This window comes from Janthinobacterium sp. TB1-E2 (genome assembly GCF_036885605.1).
Taxonomy (GTDB): Bacteria; Pseudomonadota; Gammaproteobacteria; order Burkholderiales; family Burkholderiaceae_D; genus Janthinobacterium; species Janthinobacterium aestuarii.
In genome coordinates, this window is record NZ_CP142523.1 from 4,385,877 (window position 1) to 4,408,705 (window position 22,829).

23 protein-coding genes are annotated in these 22,829 nt (G+C 62.6%); 6 read left to right on the forward strand and 17 right to left on the reverse strand.

Annotated elements, in window-relative coordinates:
- Positions 1-20: 20 nt before the first annotated feature.
- The 10 genes from OPV09_RS19685 to OPV09_RS19730 form a co-directional block, all read right to left on the reverse strand.
- Complete coding sequence (locus OPV09_RS19685; RefSeq protein WP_338679170.1) at positions 21-1,676, reverse strand: methyl-accepting chemotaxis protein; 1,656 nt, start codon at positions 1,674-1,676, stop codon at positions 21-23.
- 165 nt (positions 1,677-1,841) lie between these two features.
- The gene (locus OPV09_RS19690) at positions 1,842-3,224 is read right to left on the reverse strand and encodes a copper oxidase (RefSeq protein WP_338679171.1); all 1,383 of its coding nucleotides are present in this window, start codon (positions 3,222-3,224) and stop codon (positions 1,842-1,844) included.
- Between the two features lie 2 nt (positions 3,225-3,226).
- Positions 3,227-4,585: a TolC family protein gene (locus tag OPV09_RS19695; RefSeq protein WP_338679172.1), complete on the reverse strand. Its 1,359-nt coding sequence runs from the start codon at positions 4,583-4,585 to the stop codon at positions 3,227-3,229.
- A 1-nt stretch (position 4,586) separates the two neighbouring features.
- The gene (locus tag OPV09_RS19700) at positions 4,587-4,943 is read right to left on the reverse strand and encodes a hypothetical protein (protein ID WP_338679173.1); all 357 of its coding nucleotides are present in this window, start codon (positions 4,941-4,943) and stop codon (positions 4,587-4,589) included.
- Between the two features lie 120 nt (positions 4,944-5,063).
- A complete protein-coding gene (locus OPV09_RS19705; RefSeq protein WP_338679174.1) occupies positions 5,064-5,480 on the reverse strand; it encodes a hypothetical protein in 417 nt (138 codons plus the stop codon).
- A 41-nt stretch (positions 5,481-5,521) separates the two neighbouring features.
- Complete coding sequence (locus OPV09_RS19710; protein ID WP_338679175.1) at positions 5,522-6,058, reverse strand: hypothetical protein; 537 nt, start codon at positions 6,056-6,058, stop codon at positions 5,522-5,524.
- A 117-nt stretch (positions 6,059-6,175) separates the two neighbouring features.
- The gene (locus tag OPV09_RS19715; protein ID WP_338679176.1) at positions 6,176-7,750 is read right to left on the reverse strand and encodes a sensor domain-containing diguanylate cyclase; all 1,575 of its coding nucleotides are present in this window, start codon (positions 7,748-7,750) and stop codon (positions 6,176-6,178) included.
- A gap of 143 nt (positions 7,751-7,893) precedes the next feature.
- Positions 7,894-8,451, reverse strand: a complete 558-nt coding sequence (locus tag OPV09_RS19720) for an NADPH-dependent FMN reductase (RefSeq protein ID WP_219327269.1) — start codon at positions 8,449-8,451, stop codon at positions 7,894-7,896.
- Positions 8,452-8,539: 88 nt separating this feature from the next.
- Positions 8,540-9,655 carry an alanine racemase gene (alr, locus tag OPV09_RS19725; RefSeq protein WP_331776117.1) on the reverse strand — a complete coding sequence of 372 codons (1,116 nt, stop codon included), beginning with the start codon at positions 9,653-9,655 and terminating at the stop codon, positions 8,540-8,542.
- Positions 9,656-9,668: 13 nt separating this feature from the next.
- Positions 9,669-10,958, reverse strand: a complete 1,290-nt coding sequence (locus OPV09_RS19730; protein ID WP_034754980.1) for a D-amino acid dehydrogenase — start codon at positions 10,956-10,958, stop codon at positions 9,669-9,671.
- A 106-nt stretch (positions 10,959-11,064) separates the two neighbouring features.
- Between OPV09_RS19730 and OPV09_RS19735 the strand changes: the two genes are divergently transcribed.
- Positions 11,065-11,565, forward strand: coding sequence for an Lrp/AsnC ligand binding domain-containing protein (locus tag OPV09_RS19735; protein WP_034754979.1), 501 nt, complete (start codon positions 11,065-11,067; stop codon positions 11,563-11,565).
- A gap of 148 nt (positions 11,566-11,713) precedes the next feature.
- The gene (locus OPV09_RS19740; RefSeq protein ID WP_034754978.1) at positions 11,714-12,061 is read left to right on the forward strand and encodes a hypothetical protein; all 348 of its coding nucleotides are present in this window, start codon (positions 11,714-11,716) and stop codon (positions 12,059-12,061) included.
- On the opposite strand, the gene OPV09_RS19745 is transcribed toward OPV09_RS19740, so the two are convergent.
- Positions 12,027-12,971 carry a DMT family transporter gene (locus OPV09_RS19745; RefSeq protein WP_338679178.1) on the reverse strand — a complete coding sequence of 315 codons (945 nt, stop codon included), beginning with the start codon at positions 12,969-12,971 and terminating at the stop codon, positions 12,027-12,029. The two genes, OPV09_RS19740 and OPV09_RS19745, sit on opposite strands and share 35 nt — an antisense overlap.
- A 58-nt stretch (positions 12,972-13,029) precedes the next feature.
- Positions 13,030-13,803, reverse strand: coding sequence for an AraC family transcriptional regulator (locus OPV09_RS19750; RefSeq protein WP_338679179.1), 774 nt, complete (start codon positions 13,801-13,803; stop codon positions 13,030-13,032).
- Between the two features lie 124 nt (positions 13,804-13,927).
- Between OPV09_RS19750 and OPV09_RS19755 the strand changes: the two genes are divergently transcribed.
- Positions 13,928-14,788 (forward strand): hypothetical protein, encoded by an 861-nt coding sequence (locus OPV09_RS19755; RefSeq protein WP_338679180.1) that lies wholly within the window; start codon positions 13,928-13,930, stop codon positions 14,786-14,788.
- Here OPV09_RS19755 and OPV09_RS19760 read toward each other — a convergent pair.
- Entirely contained in the window at positions 14,765-15,733 is a 969-nt protein-coding gene (locus tag OPV09_RS19760) for a GlxA family transcriptional regulator (protein ID WP_425324059.1), read from the reverse strand. The genes OPV09_RS19755 and OPV09_RS19760 overlap by 24 nt on opposite strands.
- A gap of 142 nt (positions 15,734-15,875) precedes the next feature.
- Here OPV09_RS19760 and OPV09_RS19765 point away from each other — a divergent pair, with 142 nt between their 5' ends.
- Positions 15,876-16,508 (forward strand): cysteine hydrolase family protein, encoded by a 633-nt coding sequence (locus OPV09_RS19765; RefSeq protein WP_034754976.1) that lies wholly within the window; start codon positions 15,876-15,878, stop codon positions 16,506-16,508.
- Between the two features lie 8 nt (positions 16,509-16,516).
- On the opposite strand, the gene OPV09_RS19770 is transcribed toward OPV09_RS19765, so the two are convergent.
- Positions 16,517-16,681, reverse strand: a complete 165-nt coding sequence (locus tag OPV09_RS19770; RefSeq protein WP_161781513.1) for a hypothetical protein — start codon at positions 16,679-16,681, stop codon at positions 16,517-16,519.
- 202 nt (positions 16,682-16,883) lie between these two features.
- On the opposite strand from OPV09_RS19770, the gene OPV09_RS19775 reads away from it, so the two are divergent.
- Positions 16,884-18,497 (forward strand): restriction endonuclease, encoded by a 1,614-nt coding sequence (locus tag OPV09_RS19775; protein WP_070302010.1) that lies wholly within the window; start codon positions 16,884-16,886, stop codon positions 18,495-18,497.
- Positions 18,498-18,617: 120 nt separating this feature from the next.
- Complete coding sequence (locus OPV09_RS19780; protein ID WP_338679182.1) at positions 18,618-19,154, forward strand: YdcF family protein; 537 nt, start codon at positions 18,618-18,620, stop codon at positions 19,152-19,154.
- Between the two features lie 10 nt (positions 19,155-19,164).
- Here OPV09_RS19780 and glpK read toward each other — a convergent pair whose 3' ends face one another.
- The 3 genes from glpK to OPV09_RS19795 form a co-directional block, all read right to left on the reverse strand.
- Positions 19,165-20,658 (reverse strand): glycerol kinase GlpK, encoded by a 1,494-nt coding sequence (gene glpK / locus OPV09_RS19785; protein WP_338679183.1) that lies wholly within the window; start codon positions 20,656-20,658, stop codon positions 19,165-19,167.
- Positions 20,659-20,735: 77 nt separating this feature from the next.
- Entirely contained in the window at positions 20,736-22,463 is a 1,728-nt protein-coding gene (locus tag OPV09_RS19790; RefSeq protein WP_034779106.1) for an ABC transporter substrate-binding protein, read from the reverse strand.
- Between the two features lie 63 nt (positions 22,464-22,526).
- Positions 22,527-22,829: a DUF2160 domain-containing protein gene (locus tag OPV09_RS19795; protein ID WP_338679184.1), complete on the reverse strand. Its 303-nt coding sequence runs from the start codon at positions 22,827-22,829 to the stop codon at positions 22,527-22,529.

A 22,829-nucleotide genomic window follows, 5' to 3' on the forward strand; every position in this document is an offset into this window, starting at 1 on the left:
TGCGCCCGGGCCCGCCGTTATCAGGCCAGGCGCCGCACGTCTTGCCTGGCGGCCGGCGCTGAGCGGCGCAGCGGCGTGACGTTGCTGGCCGCCGGCACGGCCATCTGTTGCGCTTGGGCATGCAGGCGGAATACGCCCACCAGTTCCGTCAAGGTCTGCGCCTGGTCTTGCAGCGATTCGGCGGCGGCCGCCGCCTCTTCCACGAGGGCCGCGTTTTGCTGCGTCACCTGATCCATCTGCAGCACGGCCTGGTTGACTTGCTCGATGCCGGCGCTTTGCTCGGCGCTGGCGGCCGTGATTTCCTGCATGATGTCGGCCACCTGGCGCACGCTGGTGACCACCTCATCCATCGTCTTGCCCGCGTCATGCACGAGTCTGGAACCGATTTCCACCTGCTCGACGGAGTCGCCGATCAGTGTCTTGATTTCCTTGGCGGCACTGGCAGAGCGTTGCGCCAGGTTGCGCACTTCCGCTGCGACGACGGCGAATCCGCGCCCCTCCTCGCCCGCCCTGGCCGCTTCCACGGCCGCGTTCAAGGCCAGGATATTCGTCTGGAAGGCAATGCTGTCGATGACGCTGATGATGTCGACGATCTTGCGCGAGGACGCATTGATCGATTCCATCGTCTGCACCACCCGCCCCACCACGGCGCCGCCCTTGCCGGCCACGTCGGACGCGGCGCCGGCCAGCGCATTGGCCTGGCGCGCATTGTCCGCGTTCTGCCGCACGGCCGACGTCAGCTGCTCCATCGACGACGCCGTTTCTTCCAGCGAACTGGCCTGCTCTTCCGTACGGGACGACAAGTCGAGGTTGCCCTGGGCGATTTCGCCCGAGGCCGTATTGATGGTGTCCGTGCCCGAGCGCACCTGGCTGACGATGCCCACGAGCTTGTCGCGCATGGTTTTCATGGCGAACAGCAGGCTGGCGCTGTCGTGGCTGGCCGTGCGGATCTCGACGGTGAGGTCGCCCTCGGCGATGGCGCCAGCGATCTTGACGGCATACGCCGGTTCGCCACCGAGCTGGCGCGTCAGTCCGCGCGTGATCAGCGCCCCGAGCGCCAGACCGGCCGCCACGCTGCCCAGCACGAGCGCGATCATGAAGCTGCGGCTGGCCTGGTACACGCCCGATGCCTGCTCGGCAGCCGCCTTGGCCCGCGCTTCCTTCTGCAATGACAATTTATCGAGCACGCCATCGAGCTCATCGGCGTGCTGGCGCGTCTTGGCCAGCAGCGCCGTCAGCTGCGCGCTGCGCTGCGCCAGCGGCTCGGCCGCCGCCAGCGCCAGCGACTGCTGCAAGGTGCTCACATACTCGGCCTCAACGGTGGCGAAGCGGGCAAACAGCTCCTTGGCGGCCGGCGTGACGAACAGCGGCTGGGCCTTGGCCAGGTTGTTCTTGTTCTCTTCCAGGTATTTGGCGATATCGGCCTGGCGCCCTGCGCGCTCTTCGCTGGTGGTAGCCAGCAGGAAATTGCTGCGCGCGCGGCCCACCTTGATCAGGGCGATATTGGCTTCCTTGATGTACGACAGTCCCAGCAACTCATGGTTGTACATCTGCCCCGCCATGGTATCGATCTTGCCCATGTTGAAAATGCCGATGCCGGCCACGATGGCTCCCATCAGCGCGACGCAAAAGAAGGCTGCAAGCAGGCGCGTCCCCACTTTCATTTGATTCAACATGTTTCCTCCTAGGCAAGACGATAGCCAATAATTCAAGCGTATGACTTGAATATAAGGAAAAAACAGTCACTAAAATGCTCGGATTGTCACTAACCAACAATTCATTGATTTGAAGCAACACACCCCGGGGCTTGCCGTGTTAGCAAGTCCCCGGGAGGGGGCGCATCAATGCCCGCTGTGCCCACCCGGCTTGCGCACCGTCATCTCGACGCCGCTTTTTGTGGCCGGCTTGCCCGCGCCCTGGCCGCGCACGGGTGCCGGCAAGGCGCCCGTCCATTCATGGGCCACGCTGCCGGCCGGATGCTTGTACCAGCCCGGGTCGCGGTAGTCGCCCGGTTTCTGGTCCTTGCGTACCTTGACCGTGGTAAACATGCCGCCCATGCCGATGGCGCCGAAGGGGCCGTCTCCGGCCATCATCGGCAGGGTATTGTCGGGAATCGGCATCTGCATTTCACCCATGTCGGCCATGCCCCGTTCGCCCATCACCATGTAGCCGGGCACGAGCTGGTTGATCTTCGCGGCCACGCCCTGGTGGTCGACGCCGATCATGGTGGGCACATCATGTCCCATGGCATTCATCGTGTGGTGCGATTTGTGGCAGTGGAAAGCCCAGTCGCCGAGGTCCGTGGCGGTAAACTCCACGGCCCGCATCTGGCCCACGGCAATATCGGTCGTCACTTCGGGCCAGCGCGATTCGGGGCGCGTCCAGCCGCCATCGGTGCCCGTCACCTCGAATTCGTGGCCATGCATGTGGATCGGGTGGTTCGTCATGGTGAGATTGCCCACGCGCACGCGCACCTTGTCGCCCTGGCGCACGACCATCGGGTCGATGCCGGGGAAGACGCGGCTGTTGAAGGTGAACAAATTGAAATCCGTCATGGTCATGATCTTCGGCGTGTAGCTGCCCGGATCGATGTCGTAGTTGCTGAGCAAGAAGACGAAATCGCGGTCCACCTTCATGAAGTTCGGGTCTTTCGGATGCGTGACCCAGAAACCCATCATGCCCATGGCCATCTGCGTCATTTCATCGGCATGCGGGTGATACATAAAGGTGCCGGGCCGCTTGGCAACGAATTCATACACAAAAGTTTTACCGGGGGCGATGCCCGGCTGGGTCAGGCCCGTGACGCCATCCATGCCGTTGGGCAAGCGCTGACCATGCCAGTGCACGCTCGTGTGTTCCGGCAATTTATTCGTGACAAAGATGCGCACGCGGTCGCCCTCCACCACTTCAATCGTCGGCCCTGGCGACTGGCCGTTATAGCCCCACAGGTTCGCTTGCATGCCGGGCGCCAGTTCGCGCACGACGGGTTCGGCCACCAGATGGAATTCCTTGACGTTGTTGTTCATGCGCCAGGGCAAGGACCAGCCGTTGAGGGTGACGACGGGGTTGTACGGACGCCCGTTCGGCGGCGGTGGCGGCGCCTTGGTGTCCGCGCCAGCCATGCTGACGGCTTCCGGCAACGATGCCGCACCGACTCTGCTGACGGCCGCGGCACTGAGGGCGACGGCGCCCGCATTCATGAAAAAGTTTCTACGTGTAATCATCATTATTCCTTGTTGGCTGGGCCGCTGCCATTGATGGCTGACTGCAATTCGGTTTGCGCGATCCAGAAATCGCGCTGGGTTTCGATGGCGCTGTTGACGCTGGCGACCTGTTCGCGCGCGTCGGCCAGCAGCTCGAAGACGCTGGCCAGCATGCCGTTGTAGCGCAGCAATACTTCATGCGAGATCGTCTTGCGCAGCGGCACGACTTCATCGCGGTAGTGGCGCGCCAGGTCGTAGGCCGTGCGGTAGCTCGAATACGCTTCGCGCACTTCCGAGCGGGCTTTGACAGCCGTGCCCGCCGTGCGCTGCAGCGACTGCTCGTACAAGGCTTGCGCCTTCGCATTGCGCGCCGAGCCCCAGTCGAACAGCGGCAATTCCAGCGACACTTCATAGCCGTTTTCGCGCGGCGCCTCGCTGCTGCTCTTGTTGGTGTAGCCCACGTCGAGCACATTGATGAAGCCCGTCACCTTGGACAAGCCCAGCGCATCGGCCGTCGCATGCACGTCGAGTTTCGCTCTTTGCACGTCGAGGCGCTGCTCCATCGCCTGCGCCTCGATATTGCCCGCGTCCGCCGCCTGGGCCGGCAAGTCGGGCAAGCGCGATGGCAAAGTAAAGCTGGTCTGCTTGCCCCACAGGCCCAGCAAGCGCGTCAGGTGCTCGCGCGTCACCAATGCCTGGTGGCGGGCGCGCGCCAGGTCGCCGGCGGCGTCCGCATAAAACACTTGCTGGCGCGCCTGGTCGAGGCGGCTCCAGTTGCCCGCCTGCTGCAAGCGCGTGGCCAGTTCGGCGCCAGCCTCGGCCGACAGCAGCGCGCGCTGCATGAACGCTTCCGTCTGCACGGCGGCCACGGCGTTGAAGTAGGCGCGGCGCGTGTCGGATGCCAGTTGCACGGCGCTGCTGGCGGCCTGCAGCTTGGCTTGCTCGAAACGGCCCCGCTCGATGTTCACGCGCATCGGCATGGTCAGCAGGCCAGCCAGGTCGAAGCTGACGCCGCGGTCGATTTCATTGCCGTGGCTGCCGTGCGAGCGGCCGAACGACAGGCCGGGATTGCGCAAGCGCCCCGCTTGCACGAGGTCCGATTCGGACGCGCCCAGTTCGGCCAGCGCCACCTTCATGCCGTGGTTGTTCATCAGGGCGATGCGCACGGCGCTGTCGGCGTCCAGGGGCTGGGCCAGCAATTGCGTCAGCTTGTCCTCGCCGCCCTTGTCCGCCAGCGCCGCCGGGGCGCCCGTGCGGGCGTCGGCCAGCGCGGAGACCGTCTGCATGCCGCCATCCTGGCTGAAGCTGGCGCAGCCGCTGAGCAGCAGGACGGCCGCCAGGGCCAGCGGCGTAAGGCCATACGGGTTCTTGAAACGCGTCATGTCAGTGTCCTTCATGCTGGTGGTGCTGATGTTGCGGGGCAGGCTTGGCATCGGGCTTGGGGTTGGGGTTGGGCTGGGCCATCGGCATCTTGTGCCCTTCCATTTTGTGGCCATCCATCTTGTGGCCATCCATTTTCATCATGCCCATATGGCCGCCGGCCTTGCCGACTTTGTCGTTGACGGCGCGCCAGGTCTGGTCGGGCGTGGCCTCGTCCTCGGCGGCGGGACGGTAGCCGGCGAAGGCGGAGCGGTAGGTGGTGGCCGGCACGGATGCTTGCGCCTCTTGCGGGGCGGGCTGGGACTGCGCTGCGGCAGCCAGCGGCAGCACAGCCAGCGCGAGGCTGAACAGGTGTTTCATGGTATTCCTTGAATGACAGGGTATGGCGCGGCGGGCGCGCGACTGGAACGCTGGCGCGGCCGGTGCAAGGCTCAGGATGCTGGGACGTGCGACGGCGGCACCGCCAGGTTCAACGGGCGGTCAGGCGGAGCGCGTGCTTCTCGGGGGACGTTCGGGACCAGGCGGGATATGCCCGGCGAACAGGGAATCGGGCGCCAGCGCCGGAGGCGGCGCGCGCAGGGTCAAGGCGTGCAAGGCAGGCATGCCGGGCGGCGCCGTGGCACCCACCGTGCAAGCGCCATGGTTGCTGCAATCGTGACCGTGGTGCGTGGCGCCGCCAGCGTCCATGGCCATTTTCATCGGCTGGTCCTGCATCTGCATATCCGTCATGTCGTGGCACGGGGGCGCCTCCATTGCGGCAGCAGTGACCGTGACAGCGACCGCCAGCTCATCCACGCAGCAGCTGCGCATGGCCGACGCAAAGCCCTGCAAGGGCAGCGTGACGGCTAGCAGCCAGAGCAGCGAGCGGGCGAGAAAGCGGAAAAAGGCACGGTTCATGGCACAACTATAAACCTTCCCACATGAGGAAGGTCAAGCCCCTATTTACGGACATAGCCGTGCGTCAGCCAGATGACGTAGGTGCCGTAGTAGCCCTGCCCTTCGAATATGACCTGACCATCGGCAAAGGAGACTGTCTCCACTTCATTGACGATGAAATACGCGCGGTTGTCCGCCGCCTCCACATCGCCCCAGTAGCGTGGAACCTGACTCCGGTAGCCGCTGGCTCGCCCGATCGCGTCCATTAAATCGCTGATCATGAAGTCGTACAGCATTTCGGCCAGCAGCTGCCGGTGGCACGCCAGCATGGCCGTGATGTCGGGATAGCCCGCTTCCTTGAGCGCGGGCAAGTCGCTTTCCTCGTCCTGCAGGTCGTCCTCGCGGCAAGTCTGGATAAAACTGTTGAACGGCTCGTCGAGCAAATCCGCCAGCGCCGCTTCCGGCACGCTCAGGCGGAACGGGTGCAGCGGCAGCACGCTGTGCTGGCCATAGTTGAGTCCGCGGCAGCCCAGATAGGACAGCGGGTGCGGCTGTCCAGCGACTTCGCAACGGATGCCAGGTGCTTGCTCAAACGTCATCAATATCCATCCCTGCCATGCCCGTTGTCCTCGTTGTAGCTGATCAGGGTCACATGGTAAGCGCTGGCGGGCAAAGCGGACAGGCTCAGATGCAACAGAAAACAGCGGATCAGTTTATCAGGCAGGCTCCGTGATGCCCACGCAATTGCGTCCGTTTTCCTTGGCCACGTACAGCGCGGCATCGGCGGCCAGCAGCACGGCGTCCGTGGTGCCCGCCTCCTGTTCCGACGACACGACGCCCAGCGAGACCGTGATGGCGCCCGCGCCGGGAATCACGGCGGCGGCCACCCTGGCGCGCAAACGCTCGGCCACCTGCAGGGCCGCGTCGAGGTCGGCGTCGGGCAGCAGCATGATGAATTCATCGCCGCCAGTACGGCACAGCACGTCGGCATCGCGCGAACAGGCGCGCATCAGCTGCGCCAGGCGCAGGATGACGTCGTCGCCCACGGCATGGCCCCACTGGTCGTTGACTTGCTTGAAATGGTCGATGTCGATGGCGATGACGGAAAACGGCCGCGCCTGCGCCTGCCAGACGTCGAGCGCCGCCGCCATGCCGCGCCGGTTCGACAGGCCTGTCAGCGGGTCTGTCTGCACGTCGGTCTTCAACTTGCCGATCTTGTTCTGCAACAACGCCAAGCCCTTCAGCAGGGCTTTCTTGATTTGCGCCGCCTCCACATACCAGGCACGGATACCGGCGATGTGCTCGGCCGTGCCGGGCGCATCCATGCGCCGCGCGCCGTCGGCCAGCTGCATCAGGGGGCGTGAAATCAGGCTGGCCAGCCACCAGATGAATGGCAGGCTCAGCAAGGCGATCGGCAGCGAATGCCATACCGTGTTGGCCATCAGCTGGTTCAGCGGGGCCAGGGTCATGGCCGTGGGACGCTGCGCCACGATGCCCCAGCCCGTCGACGGCATGACGGCGTAGCCGGCCAGCATGTCCACGCCCAGGCTGTTGCTCATGCGCCGGTTGCCGCCGCCCTGCTGCGCGACGATGGTGTCGATGACGTCATTCTTGCCGGCCAGGTCGCCCAGGCGCTCGGGGTCCGGGTGGTACAGCAGGCGCCGGTTCTGGTCCACCACGTACAGGTAGGAGCCGTCGCGGTAGTAATGCTGGCCCAGCATGGTGTACAGGATGTTTTTCTGTTTCAGGTAGATGCTGCCGCCCACATAGCCGAGGTAGCGGCCATCCTTGCCAATGATGGGATGCGAAATGAAGACCACCAGGTTGCCGGCCGAGGACACGTAGGGCTGCGTCACCAGCGGGCGCCGTTCGCGCAACGCCTGCACGGCGCCGACGGAGTCGAGCGTGCGGTTTTTCAGGGCCAGGGTTTCAGGCGATACGCCCAGCACCTTGCCGTCCGCATTGACGATGAGCACGGAATTGAAACTGTTGGTTTGCAGGCGCAAACGCTGCGCCTCGTCCGTCAGCCACCCATCGTCGCCCATGCGCGAGGGCAGGCCGCCGGCGCTGTAGGCCAATTGCTGACGCGCCGACTGCAGGAAATCCTCGGCCGTGCTGGCCAGCTTGCTCGCATACGCGTGGTTCGCTTCCAGGGTCGTATCGATCAGCAGCTGGCGCTGCACGCTGTAACTGGCATAAAACGTATTGGCCAGAGACACCAGAGCGCTGGCAAAGGCCACGAGCACGATCAAACGGCGCAGGTTCATGCGCAGAACAGGTTTAGTCCACATGGGGTCGGCAAGAAATAGGAAAGTATTGCGCTAAAGAAAGAGCGCATTATACCGAGACGCCCGTGCCAATATTGAAATGTTGGCATCCATGGTCAAAGAAAATGTACAAGCGGCAACGCAGAACGCTGCCGCTTTGATCTGCATCAAGCGTGGATAGCGTGCTTGCGGACCCAGTCCACGTAGCGCTGCATCCAGCCCTGGAAGAAACCGAGGCTGGCCGGACCGATGCCGCCATGTTCGTCAAACAGGCCGTCCTTGGCCTGGATAAACATTTCAGGCTGGTTCAGCAGCGGCACGTCCAGGTAGGACAGCACATTGCGCAAATGCTGCTGCGCCAGGGCCGTGCCGGTGGCACCGACGGACACGCCGAGCACGGCACCCGGCTTGCCGCCCCACACGCTCTGGCCATACGGACGCGAACCGTGGTCGAGCGCGTTTTTCAGCACGCCGGGAATCGAGCGGTTGTATTCGGGAGTGAGGAAGAGCAAGGCTTGCGAGGCGGAAATGTCGGATTTGAGGCGCAGCACCTGCTCGGCCTGTGCGCCATCGTCATCCTGGTTGTACAGCGGCAAGTCGCCAATTTCGATGTGCTTGAAGGAAAATTCGGGCGGCGCCAGCTTGACGATGGCGTCGGCCAGCTTGCGATTGAAGGAATCCTTGCGCAGGCTGCCGACGATGATAGCAACGTTATATTGGCTCATATATATCCCCGATGATGGTTAAAAAGAAGCCCCAGAGTGGAGTTCACACCGGGGCTATCTTGCCACACAATCATGGGTTTCGCGCTGTTTAGCGTGCGCCAGCCAATCCCTGGTATTCGCGGTAATAGCGCCCGCCCAGGTTCGTCAATACCTCGTAGCCGATGGTATTGGCCATGGCCGCCACGGCGTCAACCGGGTGTTCGGCGCAGATCAGGTCGACCAGGCTGCCCGGCGCGACGCGTTCTTCGGCGATGGCGCTCACGTCCAAGGTGATGGAATCCATCGAGATGGCGCCGATTTGCGGCACTTTCACCCCGTCGACGATGGCCAGGCCCTGGTTGCTCATGCTGCGCAGCCAGCCATCGGCGTAACCGACGGAAACAGTGGCCACCTGGCGCGGCTCGCTGGCCGTATAGCGGCGGCTATAGCCCACGTGGTCGCCGGCGGCAATCGTGCGCGTCTGCAAAACCTTGCCTTGCAGGCGCACCACGGAGCGCAGGGGATTCGGCTCGCCGCCCTGCGGCCCGATGCCGTACAGGGCGGCACCGGGGCGCACCAGGTCGAAGTGATAGTCGGGCGACAAAAAGATGCCCGAGGAATTGGCCAGGCTGGCGCGGTATTGCGGCAAACGGGCGCGGATGGCCGTGAAACGTGCCAGCTGCTCGCCATTCATCGGGTTGCTGCGCTCGTCGGCGCAAGCCAGGTGACTCATGAGGTAGCGCACTTTGATGCCGTCGAGAAAGTGCGGGTCCAGCAGCCAGGCGTCGATTTCCTGCGGCGACAAACCCATGCGCGACATGCCCGTGTCGACCTGCACATTCGCTTCCAAGGTTTTGCCCAGCGCCTTCGCATGCGCGCGCCAGCCAGCCACCTGCGGCTCGCTGTTGAGCACGGGAATCAGGCCATGGGCCGTGAATTCGCCTTCCGTGCCGACGGGCGGACCGTGCAGCACGAAGATGTCCGCGTCCGGCGCCACGTGCGGGCGCAGGCTGATGCCCTCTTCCAGGTGCGCCACGAAGAAATGGCGGCAGCCTTCTTCATACAGGGCCGCGCCCACTTGCGCGGCGCCCAGGCCATACGCGTCGGACTTGACGACGGCCGAGCAGGCGGCCGGGTGCGCCTTGTCGCGCAGCAAGCGGTAGTTGGCGCGCACGGCGTCCAGGTCCACCGTCAGGATGGCGCCGCTACGTTCCTTCGGAGGCATGCTGGCCCCCATCTCAGGCCGCCGCGTGCTGCAGTTTGCCATGTCCCTGCGCGCCGCTGTAGCGGCTGACGGACAGGTCGTCGGCCAGGATGGCCGGCTTCTTCGACGACATCAGGTCGGCCAGCAACTGTGCCGAACCGCAGGACATGGTCCAGCCCAAGGTGCCGTGGCCCGTGTTGAGGAACAGGTTGCGCAGCGGCGTACGGCCGACGATCGGCGTGCCGTCCGGCGTCATCGGACGCAAGCCCGTCCAGAACGTGGCTTCCGCCGTGTTGCCGCCGCCAGGGAACAGGTCGTTGACGACCATTTCCAGGGTTTCGCGGCGGCGCGGGTTCAGGTTCAGGTTGTAGCCGGCGATTTCCGCCATGCCGCCCACGCGGATGCGGTCATCGAAACGGGTCACGGCAATCTTGTAGGTTTCATCGAGGATGGTCGACACGGGCGCCTTGGCCGCGTTGACGATCGGCACGGTGATCGAATAGCCTTTCAATGGATACACGGGAATATCGAGCAGCGGCTTCATGAAGCCCGTCGAATAGGAACCGAGGGCCACCACATAGGAATCGGCCTTGACGATTTCCGCGCCGCACTGCACGCCGGCGATTTCATCACCCTGCGTCAGCAGCGCGTCGATCGATACGCCATAGCGGAACTTCACGCCCAGTGCCACAGCCATCTCGGACAGGCGCGTGGTAAACAGCTGGCAATCGCCCGTTTCATCGTTGGGCAGGCGCAAGCCGCCGAACAGCTTATCCTTGACGGCTTCCAGGGCCGGTTCGGCGCGCGACAGTTCGTTGCGCTGCAGTACTTCGTACGGCACGCCAGCGTCTTTCAACACTTCGATATCCTTGGCCGCATCGTTGTATTGCTTTTCGGTGCGGAACAATTGCATCGTGCCTTGCTGGCGGCCTTCATAGGTGATGCCCGCCTCGGCGCGCAGCACCTTGAAGCAGTCGCGGCTGTATTCGGCCAGGCGCACCATGCGTTCCTTGTTCACGGCATACGCTTCCGGTGTGCAATTACGCAACATCTGCCACATCCATTTCAGCTGAGCGGCGCTGCCGTCGAGCGAGATGGCCAGGGGCGCGTGGCGCTGCATCATCCACTTCACGGCTTTCAGGGGAATGCCGGGCGCAGCCCATGGAGAAGCGTAGCCGGGCGAGATTTGCCCCGCATTCGCGAAGCTGGTTTCCAGTGCCGGGCCCGGCTGGCGGTCGATGACGGTCACCTCATGTCCTGCCTTGGCCAGATAGTAAGCACTGGTGACGCCGATGACGCCGCTACCCAGAATCACGATACGCATAGTTTCCTCATTATATTTTTTTAGGCTGACGCCAGATTAACCGCTATCATATTGGGAAAGAGCCAGTATTTGTTCACGTATAAATCGAGATATTCAGCAATAAATCATGAGAATCCTTAAAGAATCGGCACGTGGCCTCGACAAGCTGGACCGCCACATCCTGCGCATCCTGCAACAGGATGGCCGCATCTCGATGAAAGACCTCGGTGAACAGGTGGGACTGTCCATCACGCCCTGCATCGAGCGGGTCAAGCGCATGGAGCGCGACGGCGTCATCACGGGCTACCATGCCAAGGTGAACCCGGCCGCGCTGGGCGCCAAGCTGCTCGTCTTTGTAGAGATTACGCTCAATCAAAAATCCGCGTCCGCCTTCGAGCAATTCCGCCGCGAAGTGCTGCAAATTCCCGAGGTGCAGGAATGCCACCTGGTGTCGGGCGACTTCGATTACCTGATCAAGGCGCGCATCCATGAAATGGCCGAATACCGCAAGCTGCTGGGCGACATGCTGCTGCAGCTGCCCGGCGCCGCGCAATCGAAAAGCTATGTGGTGATGGAAGAAATCAAGGAAACCCTGGCGCTGTCGACCGACGTATTGCAGAGCCGATAAAAGTACCGTCTGCCGGAACCAAAGGCATCGTTTTTTGCACCTTTGTATAATTTTGTAGCACTTTACCTGGTTCGCAAGCACACTCCTCTCCTGACATCACGCCCGTCCCCTCTGAGATTGGAAGCAGTGATGCACACTGGGAGTCCCTATGAACACATTGATCAAACTGGCAGCTTCCTGCCTCGCGGGCCTGGCCGTGGCCATGTGCACCGCCAGTGAATACAAGGTCAACCGCGCGCCGGACAATGGCGCCATCTATCAAAACATCAAGGTCGGCAAGACCACCCGCCTCGACCTCGACGCGGCCCTGGGCAACGCCACCGTCGTCAGCTTCGATCCCGGCTATGAAGTCTGGGTCTACAAGAACCAGCTGCAAGCGCCCAAGGTGACGCGGCTGATCCCCCTGCTCGGCGAAAAAGGCACGCGCGAAGTGGCCGTCATGTTCGACCAGGCCGGTATCGTCAGGAAATTCCGGATACACGAGCCGCGCAAGTAGGCGGCCGGTGCGCCGCGGCGCATGCCGCCACGCCTGCCAGCAACAGCATGGTGGCCACTGCCTCGGCCAGCGTAGGCCAGCGCTGCTCCCACAAGTAGCCGTACAGCAAGGCAAACAGGAATTCAAAGACGATCATCTGCCCCATCAGGGTGAGCGGCAACACGCGGCTGGCATGGTTCCACAAGCCATTGCCGACGACGGAGCACAGCAGCGCGACACCCATGACGACACCCGCAAACTGCAGCCAGGCCGTGCCGCCATGCGCGGCAGGTGCGGCAAGCGCGACGGGAATGGCCAGCAGCAGCGCGGCAGCGCCCGTCACCACGCCCGTGAGCAAATTCCACTCCTGCGCCGATACCGAGTGCAGCCGTCCCAGCCAGCGGCTGTTGCCGACCGCATACACCGTCCACGAAAGCAGCGCCGCCAGCGCGCACAGCAGCCCCAGCAGGGACGCATGGCGGGGGCTGGCCAGCGACTGCCAGCTGATGCAGGCCAGCCCGCCCGCGCTCAGCAGCAAGGAAGGGAGCAGGCGCCGCAGCGGCACGGCATGCCGGTCGCGGCTGCCGACGAGCGTGACGACCAGCGGCAGCAAGCCGATCACCATCGACGTCATCGCCACGCCGCCCGTCTGCACGGCACTGGCCAGCAGCACGTAATACACGATATTGCCTGTCAGGCTGAGCCAGACGAGCCCGCGCCATTCACGCCAGCTCAAGGCGCGCAGCAGGCGCCGCCACGACGGTGCAACGAGCACGGCCGCGATCAGGCCATACGCCAGGTAGCGGCCCACGGACAGTTCCAGCGGCTGGAAAGCGGGGATCAGCGCCGGCGCCAGGAATACCAGCCCCCACAGTGCGCCTGCGGCGATGCCAGCCAGCATGCCCAGCCGGCTCTTGTTTTCTTGATGCATGGTCAATCTCCTGAAAAGGAGATTGTGGCAAGTCTGCCGCGTCGATTCTTGGCGCCAACTACTGCCTTGTTGACCGTTTCTCCCATTTATCGCGACAAGCGCGCCGGTAGGCCGCTGGCGTGACATCCATGCTGTCGCGCATGGCGCGCGTCAATGCGCTCTGTTCGGAAAAGCCGGCCGCCAGCGCGATCTCGGCGAGGCTGGCATCGCCGGCGGCAAGCAAGTCGCAGGCGCGTCCTAAGCGCTGCTGCAACAGCCAGGCATGCGGGCTGGCATCCATTTCTTCACGAAACAACGCATGCAGGCGGCTGACGCTGAGATTCGCAAAGTGCGCCATCGACGCCGTCGACCACGGCAAGCCCGGCTCGGCTTGCACACGGGTAAGCAGTGCGCCCAGGCGCGAACGGGGCTGCGGCTCTCCCAGCAACAAGGTATCGAGCAACAGCGGCGTCCAGCCCGTGACGATGGCCGGCGTCAGCGCCCGCTGCTGCGCCATGACGCCCAGGTAATCCATCAGCTTGCGGGCGCCCGGCCCGATCGCCGTGTAGGGACCGTCAAGCAGGCGTTGCCAGCCGCTGTGCGCCACGGCGGCCGCATCCACGTCGACAATGATGGAATGATTGGCCACTTGGCTATGCTGGACATGCCAGGCGTGCGCCGGAATCACCACGCCCAGCTGCGTATCGACTTTCCCCTGCCTGCCATCAATTTCCAGCAATAGCTGTCCGCTGATGGGCAGCACCAGCTGTACGAAATCGTGGCGGTCCGGCGCGCCGATGTCCGCATAGCTGCGAAAGCTGAGGCCGATGGTAGATTGTGATGGACTGGACATGGCGAGACCGCCTGGGCGAAGAAGTCTCCATTTTATCAGCTCAGTGATCGCTTGCTGATGCGCAGATGCGCGCGCCCGCCGCGTCCTCTTGCCCTACACTGGCGTTTTCTCCTCCGGTGCTTCCATGCAATTACCCGCAAGCCTCGCCCACATCTCGGCGCAACAAGACTGGCAACACACGACTGCGTATCCACCGCTCGGTTTCACCCCGTTTGCAGAAAGTGCACTGGGCAATGGCGACACGTTCGGCCTGTACTGGCCCATCGGCCGCGAAGCGAGCGAACCCATCGTCGTCGAAACGTGGCACGACGAGTGGCGCATCCAGCCGCACTTTTCCAGCCTGACGGCGTTTCTGCAAGCCTACGCAGCAGCGGAGGATGAGTATGTCGGCACGCCATCACTGGCCGACGACCCCGCTTCGCCGCGCGCCGTTTTCCTGGAAGCCAAGGAACAGATCGCGCAGCGCAAGCCGGAGGCGGCCATCGCCTTGCTGGAAGCGGCGCTGGCCATCGTTCCCGAATATACGGACGCCCTGATACTGCTGCACGGCCAGGACGTGCGCGCGGGAAGAACCGCTGATGCCGTCAAAGTGGCCATCCAGGCCATCATCTCGCCCCCGTCATTCGGCGGCCCGCCCCTGAAAGCCTTGCAATGGCTGCGCACGCAGCCGGTGCCGGAGGGGGAGCTTGACCCCATCTGGCGCGCCTGCGGGCAGTTGTCGTTCCACTTTGGCGGCAGCAAGGAAAATGGGGATTATTGCGTGCTGCTGGCTGCCATCGACGACTACCTGGCCCAGGGCGACTCGATACGCGCCTCGACCCTGATGCAAACGTATGCCGAACTGATGAGCGCGGAAACCGTCTCGTTCCAGGAACGCTACGCCTTCGATCCTGCCGCCTTCATCGCACGGCAAATCGCCGTCAGCGCGGGGCTGCCGCAGGGCAGCCGGGACCCGGCCACGCTATGGCCCCACGACCTGGCCTAGCTGCTGCCGGAACAGCTTGCGATACGCCGAAGGCGACGTCTGCAAGTTCGCGCGGAAATGCTGGCGCAGCGACAGGGCCGTGCCGAAGCCGGCCTCTTGCGCGACGATGTCGATCGAGGCCGCGCTCTTTTCCAGCAAGCCTTGCGCATGCGCCAGGCGCTGGTTCAGCAGCCACTGCTTGAACGACGTGCCCATGGCCTGGCGGAAGTGGCGCGTGAAATTGCGCCGGCTCATGGCGGCCTGTTCGGCCAGCGCATCGATGCTGTGCGCCTGGCCCAGGCTGGCCGTCACGCTGGCGAGCACGTCGGCAAAGCGCCCTTCGCTGCCGGACACGGGCAGCGGGCGCTCGATGAACTGCGCCTGGCCGCCCTGGCGGTGCGGCGCTACCAGCAGGCGGCGCGCCACCCGGTTCGCCACCTCGGCGCCCGCCAGCTGGCGCAGCAGATACAGGCAGCAATCGAGGCCGGCCGCCACGCCAGCCGACGTCAGCACGGCGCCATCGTCCACATACAGCACTTCCCGGTCCACCCTGACCTTGGGATAACGGGCCGCCAACCGGTCCGCCATGCCCCAGTGCGTGGCCGCGCTCTTTCCATCCAACAAGCCCGCCTGCGCCAGGGGAAACGCGCCCAGGCACAGGCCCACCATGCGCGCGCCGCGCCGGCTGGCCGCTTGCAGCGCCGCGACCAGGGGCGCGGCCGCATCGCGGCAATCGTCGTGCCAGGCCGGCATGATGACGATATCAGCCCCGTCCAGTCCTTCCAGGCCGAACTCGGGCGTGATGCCGAAACCGGCCGCCGTGCGCAACGGTGTGGGATCGGCGGCGCACACGCGCACGTGGAAAGGCGGCAGATCGGCCTCGTCGGTCTGGGCGCCAAACACGAGGCAAGGCACGGACAGGTGAAACGGCGTCATGCCGTCGAAGGCGATCACGGCCACCGTCAACGGAGCGGCAAAGGCAAGAGAAGTAGTCATGGCCCGATTTTATCTTAGATAGGCCTTCGGGCCACTTTTTATTTACGCCCCGCAGCTTGAAAATGGCTGTATCGAGGAACTGTCTCCTCTTTCAACCGCTCAAGGAGAACCCATGTCCAGCACCCCACGCCGCGCCCTGCTCGTCATCGACGTACAAAATGAATACTTCACGGGCGACATGCCCATCGAATATCCGTCCGTCGACATTTCCCTGCCCAACATCGTCCAGGCCATGGCCGCCGCGCGCGCCGCCGGCGTACCCGTGATCGTCGTCCAGCACGACGCGCCGGAAGCCTCGCCCATTTTCGCCAAGGGCAGCGACGGCTGGCAGCTGCATCCGCAAGTGGCCGCCTTTGCCGCAGACCACCGCATCAACAAGACCATGGGCAGCGCCTTTGCGGGCACGGACTTGCGCGCCTGGCTCGATAGTCACGGCATCGACACCCTGAGCGTCATCGGCTACATGACGCACAACTGCGACGCGGCCACCATCTACCAGGCCGCGCACGATGGCTTGCAGGTGGAATTCCTGCAGGACGCCACCGGTACCCTGCCCTACGCCAATGCGGGCGGCACGGCCAGCGCCGAGGAAATCCACCGCGTCTTCAGCGCCGTGTTCCACTCGAATTTCGCCGCCGTCGCCAGCACGCAGGACTGGCTCAAGGCCGTAAGCGAAGGCAAGCCGCTGGAAATCGACAATATTTATCTGTCGAACCAGCGCGCGCGCAAGGCTGCGTCCGTCTGACGCGGTAACTAAAAGCGCCGGTGCCCGTCATCGGCGTCGCAGCGCCCGCTGAACTTGATCACGCCGTCGACCGTGATCACGCCGCTGCGGCGGTTGATCACCACGGTGGGACGGTTCAGGCTATTGAGCTGGAACGGGCCACGGATGTCATCGCGGCCGATGAGGATATCCATCCGGAGGTCATTCCTGATCGCAGGCCAAGATCTTTGGGTGCAATCGCTTCATCCATTTTGAATGCAGATACACCTAGTTAACCTCGCGGGCTCCTGGGCATATGGTAAAAATGCAATGATCACTTGGGAATATCAATTTATTGTCCAGATAAAAACTTTCTTGCGGTATTCTATTATTACCACAATGAACTAGGGATATGACATGGGCCGACGCTCTGGATTGGAAGGTTTCATCCGTGCCACGAGCAGAGCTATCGCAGCTGCCGAGAGAGAGCAAGCAAGACAAGCACGAGGCGCAGCCACGATACGGCGGGTTCATGAACGCAACGAACGCATGGCTGCTGCGCAATCGATGCGCGATACAAAGGCGGCAGAAAAGCAGGCAAAGATCGACTATCTGGATTTGAGGCAACAGGAGGTCGCAGACAAGAATGAAGAGATTGAGGATTGCCTCGCTGGTTTGCGCGGCGTGCTGGCCCACACCCTTGATGTCGACGATACGATCAGTTTCGACAGTCTTCGGCCAACAGAAAAATTCGCCCCGTTTGAAATATCCCCCCGTTTATTCAGCACCTCCGCTCCGGAGGAAGTTCTGCACCACCCGCCTCCTTCATGGTCAGCATTCATGCCCCATGTAGCAAAACGTCATGAACTTAAAATAAAAAATTCAACAGAAAACTATCACCGGCAGTTAATCGCTTTCAGTATCCAGGAAATCGCCAAACAATTTTTCAAAGATCAAGAACGTCGCGAATACGATGCGCGAAAAGCGGCCTTCCATGCTGGCCAAGCCGAAAGGAACAGTGCAATTGATCAGTTCAAGGCGGAATATTTCTCGCACGACTGCGATGCCGTGGTCACCTATTGCGACATGGTGCTATCCAGATCAGAATACCCACTGAACGACTTTCCCCAGGAATTTCGCGTTGCCTATGACGGTTTGAATGGCACACTGGCTGTCGAATATGAGTTGCCCTTGATTTCCATCGTGCCGACGACAAGCGAATTTCGCTACGTCAAAAGTAAGGACAGCATCGAATCAAAGATCCGCAAGCCATCGGAAATTCAGGATATTTACCGGCAGCTGATCGCTGAAATCGCCCTGCGCACCATGCATGAACTGTTTGAGGCGGATCAGGCATCGGCAATCAAAGTACTCGCCTTTACGGGAATCATTAATACCCATGACCCCGCAACGGGCCATGACATCCGCGTGCCCGTTATTTCAGTGCGTACGGCGCGTGACACGTTTCTTGCCATAAATTTGCAGCGGGCGGATCCCGTTGCATGCTTGCGCACCTTGGGCGCCCATGTTTCACCCCGTCCCGAGGAACTGCTCGCGGTCAAACCTATCATCGAATTCAACATGGTCGACAAGCGCTTCATTGTGCAGGGCAATTCCTTGAACGAGTTGGAAAACCGCTCCAACTTGCTCGAACTAAGCCCATCGCAATTTGAAGACCTGGTCGCCAATTTGTTCAGCAAAATGGGACTCGAAACCAAGCTCACCCGCGGTTCGCGCGACGGTGGTGTAGACGCCGTGGCATTTGATATCCGTCCTGTGTTGGGTGGCAAGGTGGTCATCCAGGCCAAACGATATAAGGATGCGGTTGGCGTGAGCGCCGTTCGCGATTTGTACGGAACCATGCTGAATGAAGGTGCGAACAAAGGCATATTGGTTACGACCAGCCGCTATGGACCCGATGCCTATGTTTTTTCATCTGATAAGCCGATCGAACTGATAGACGGATCAGCCTTACTGTACCTGTTGCGCGAGCACGCCGATGTGCATGCCAGGATTGTCCCGCTGAACTAAGTTGCAACTTTACTTGGCCGTTCACCGCGCCTGCAGAACTGACACATGCAGGAGTGGGCGCGTATGATGCGTCCACGACAAGTTTCACCATCAACGATGCGAAAAATCATACTCCTGAGCTTGAGTGCTCTTGCTGTTTTCCTCCTGGCCACCGCCGCCCTGGTGCTGGCGGGACTCAACGACAAACTGGCCCCTGCCGACGTGATCGTCGTGCCGGGCAATACGATCCTGTCAGACGGCACGCCCAGCCCCCGGCTGCAGGCGCGACTCGACGTCGCGCTCAAGCAATTTCAGGAACACAGGGCGCCGCGCATCCTCGTCAGCGGGGCGACGGGCAAGGAAGGTTTTGACGAGGCCGCAGCTATGGCCCGCTACCTGCAATCGCGCGGCGTGCCGGCTGGCGCCATCATCAAAGATAATCAAGGCTGGACGACGGACGCCACGGCCCGCAACGCTGCAGCCCTGATGCGCCAACACGGCTGGCACACGGCCATGGTGGCTACGCAATACTTTCACGTGCCCCGCTTCCGGCTGGCGCTGGAGCGCAGCGGCATCACCGTCAGCGGCAACGTGCATGCGCCCTATTTCGAGCTGCGCGACGTGTACTCGGTGCCGCGCGAAACGGTAGGTTACGCCGTGTATTTTGCGCTGCACTGAGCCAATACATTTACTCGCTCCAGTCGCGCGACCTTTCCACGGCGCGCTGCCACTTGTGCAGCCGGCTCAAGCGTTCATCGGCCGCCATCTTCGGTTCGAAGCGGCGCCCCACCTGCCACTGGGCGGCGATTTCTTCCTGCGATTCCCAGAAACCCACGGCCAGGCCCGCCAGGTAGGCGGCGCCCAAGGCTGTCGTTTCCGTTACCACGGGGCGCACCACGGGCACATTTAATATGTCGGCCTGGAACTGCATCAGCATGTCGTTGCGGGCCGCGCCGCCATCGACGCGCAGTTCGGAAAGCCCGATGCCCGCGTCGTCCTGCATGGCGGACAGTACATCCACGTTCTGGTAAGCCACACCCTCCAGCGCCGCGCGCGCGATGTGGGCCTTGCCCGTGCCGCGCGTGATGCCGATCAGGGTGCCGCGCGCATACGGGTCCCAGTATGGCGCGCCCAAGCCGGCAAACGCGGGCACGAAGACCAGGCCGCCCGAATCGGGCACGCTGGTGGCCAGCGCTTCCACTTCGGACGAGTCGCGGATGATGCCGATGCCGTCGCGCATCCATTGCACGGCAGCACCGGCGATAAAGGCGCTGCCTTCGAGCAAGTAATCGGTCTTGTCGCTGCCCGCGCCCAGGCTCCAGCCCACCGTCGTCAACAGACGGTTTTTCGATGGCAAGGGGCGCTTGCCCACGTTCATCAGCATGAAGCAGCCCGTGCCATAGGTATTCTTGGCCATGCCCGGCTTCAGGCACGCCTGGCCGAAGGTAGCGGCCTGCTGGTCGCCCGCGATGCCGGCGATCGGCACGGACACGCCCAGCAGTGCCGCATGCGTGTGCGCGGCCACGCCGCTCGAGGGCACGACGTCGGGCAGCAGGGAGGCGGGAATGTCGAGCAGCGCCAGCAGGTCCGTGTCCCATTGCAGGGTGTGGATATTGAACAGCATGGTGCGCGCCGCGTTGCTCGTGTCCGTCAAGTGGGCGCCGCTCATCTTGTAGATCAGCCAGCTGTCGACGGTGCCGAAGGCCAGCTCGCCCCGTTCGGCGCGCGCGCGGGCGCCGGGAACGTTGTCGAGCAGCCATTTAAGTTTGGTGGCGGAAAAATAGGCGTCCAGCACGAGCCCCGTCTTTTGCTGGATCACGTCCGCCTTGCCCTGCTCGACCAGCTGCTCGCAGTAAGCGGCGTTTCTGCGGTCTTGCCAGACGATGGCGTTGGCGACGGGTTCACCCGTGGCGCGGTCCCACAGCACCGTCGTTTCGCGCTGGTTGGTCACGCCGATGGCGGCCACGTCGGACGCGGCCACGCCGCTGTCGCGCAGCACTTGGTGCAGCACGCCCTCTTGCGAGGCCCAGATTTCGTTCGCGTCATGCTCGACCCAGCCCGGCTGGGGGAAAATCTGGCGGAACTCGCGCTGCGCGCTGGCGTGCGGCCGTCCCGCATGGTCGAACAGGATGGCGCGCGAACTGGTGGTGCCCTGATCTAAAGCAAGTATGTATTTGGTCATTGTCTGGTGGTGCGAAAAACGGGTAAAAACAGGCACGGAGCCATCAAGCTCCGTGCCCTCAGCACTGCGGCGGCAGTTTACCTTACCTTGCCTTCTTTCCAGGCTTGCAGCAGCTTGTCGTAGGCTATCGTTTCACCCTTCGGCTTTTCATTCGCCAGCTTTTTCCATGGAGCGTGCTGGTCCGACAGATACTGGTTCGGATCGACCTTCGGATTGAGCTTGGGCGCGCACGCCTTCATGCCGGCACGCTGCAAACGCGCCATGACCTGGTCCATTTCCTCGGCCAGGTTATCCATGGCCGCTTGCGGCGTTTTTTCCGCTGTGATCGCCGTGGCCACGTTCTTCCACCACAGCTGCGCCAGCTTCGGATAGTCGGGCACGTTGTTGCCGGTCGGCGTCCACGCCACGCGAGCGGGGCTGCGGTAGAACTCGATCAAGCCGCCGTATTCGTTCGCGTGTTTCGTGAAGTAATCGTGGCGGATGTCGGAATCGCGGATAAACGTCAGGCCGACGATCGATTTCTTCAGCGACACGGTTTTCGACGTGACGAATTGCGCGTACAGCCAGGCGGCGGCCTTGCGGTCATCGGGCGTGGACTTGAACAGGAACCAGGAACCCACGTCCTGGTAGCCGTTCTGCATGCCCTCTTTCCAGTACGGGCCGTGCGGCGACGGCGCCATGCGCCATTTCGGCGTGCCATCCTTGTTCACCACTGGCAAACCCGGTTTCGTCATGCCGGCCGTAAACGCCGTGTACCAGAAGATTTGCTGGGCGATTTCGCCCTGCGCCGGCACGGGGCCCGATTCCGAGAAATTCATGCCGTTCGCCTGCGGCGGCGCGTATTTCTTCATCCAGTCGATGTATTTCGTCAGCGCAAAGACAGCCGCCGGCGAATTGGTGGCGCCGCCGCGCGACATCGAGGCGCCAACGGGCGTGCACTTGTCGGCCGCGACCTTGATGCCCCACTCGTCGACGGGCATGCCGTTCGGAATGCCCTTGTCGGCCGCGCCAGCCATCGACAGCCACGCATCGGTGAAGCGCCAGCCCAGCGACGGATCTTTCTTGCCGTAATCCATGTGGCCATAGACTTTTTTGCCGTCCAGTTCCTTCACGTCATTCGTGAAGAAATCGGCGATGTCTTCATACGCGGACCAGTTTTGCGGCACGCCCAGCTCGTAGCCATACTTGGCCTTGAACTTGGCTTGCAAATCCTTGCGCGCAAACCAGTCGGCACGGAACCAGTACAGGTTGGCGAATTGCTGGTCGGGCAGTTGATAGACCTTGCCATCGGGCGCCGTGGTAAAACTGATGCCGATGAAATCTTTCAGGTCCAGGCCCGGATTCGTGAATTCCTTGCCCTTGGCGGCCATGTAGTCGGACAGCGGTTCGACGGCGCCGTAGCGGTAGTGGGTGCCGATCAAATCGGAATCGGAAATCCAGCCGTCATAGATGCTCTTGCCGGACTGCATCGACGTTTGCAGCTTTTCCACCACGTCGCCTTCCTGGATGATGTCGTGGCGCACCTTGATGCCCGTGATTTCCTCGAAGGCCTTGGCCAGGGTCTTCGATTCGTAGACGTGGGTGTCGATGGTTTCCGAGACCACGGAAATTTCCTTGATGCCCTTGGCTTTCAGCTTGGCCGCCGCATCGATGAACCATTTCATTTCAGCAAGCTGCTGCTGCTTGCTCAGGCTGGATGGCTGGAATTCCTTGTCGATCCAGGTTTGCGCCTGCTTGGCGTCGGCCAGGGCCGCATTCGACACGAGCATGGCCGCAGCCGCGAAGACCGTGAACTTCAATTTCATCGTGAATCTCCTTTTTAGTTGTCATCTGGCCTGCGATAGCGGGCCAGTGTTCTCATCTACGACTTATCCCCAACGCATTACCACTAACAACACTACAAAACTGATGGCAGCACCAATCGCCTGCTGCATTTCCGTAAACCCCGCCCACGCCAGGTTCACATAGGCCGCCGTGAGCAGCCCGATGAACAAACGGTCGCCGCGCGTGGTCGGCATGGGCAAAAAACCCTTGCGTTCGATGCTGGGCGAACGGATTTGCCACACAGTCATGCCGGCCAGCATCAAGCCGATACAAATGAAGAAGATGGCCACTTCCGGCGTCCACGCCATCCAGCCGAACAGGCTGGCCGTGCTATCGGTATTTTCCAT